Origin of the sequence: Romboutsia sp. 13368 (assembly GCF_018336475.1) — a bacterium.
Lineage (GTDB): Bacteria > Bacillota > Clostridia > Peptostreptococcales > Peptostreptococcaceae > Romboutsia.
In genome coordinates this window covers 836,930-837,363 of sequence record NZ_CP048741.1, presented here as the reverse complement: position 1 = coordinate 837,363, position 434 = coordinate 836,930, and the positions used below count along the sequence as shown (strand labels likewise).

The 434-nt window shown below is 23.0% G+C and carries 1 protein-coding gene; it reads left to right on the top strand.

Annotated elements, in window-relative coordinates; genetic code table 11:
- The first annotated feature begins 200 nt into the window (after positions 1–200).
- A complete protein-coding gene (locus G3997_RS03415) occupies positions 201–401 on the top strand; it encodes an ATPase (protein WP_296648132.1) in 201 nt (66 codons plus the stop codon).
- The last annotated feature ends 33 nt before the right edge of the window (positions 402–434 follow it).

The following is a 434-nucleotide window of genomic DNA, read 5'->3' as shown; positions in this document are numbered from 1 at the left end:
CACTACAAAGAGATGTTGGAGTAAACTCCAATGTTTGGGCAATTGTCAATTTGCCTATCGTAANNNTATTTTGTTATTTATTCTTTACTAATACTATCATATAATAACCTCTTTTGAAATATTCATAAGTTTTTTAGTGTCAAATTTACATACAAATTCATATATTATAATAAGTATGATAGTGCTTAGGAGTTGATATTATGTATGAAATAGCAAAATCACTTTTAAATGAATATGTTGAAATTTACACTTACTTATCTTTAGATAAATTATATGGAGAATTAATAGTTGCTACTCCTTATGAAATAGTACTTCTTAGAAAGCATATTGAAAAAGCATCAAATCAAAACTACGCTTTATATATACCCCTAAGTTCTGTAATATATATCAAAAAATTATAATTTTTAATATTATATTTTTAAAACTCTTAATTT

Excerpts from the sequence above, each read along its gene's own strand:
- G3997_RS03415 (WP_296648132.1), top strand. The coding sequence starts at position 201 with ATGTATGAAATAGCAAAATCACTTTTAAATGAATATGTTGAAATTTAC.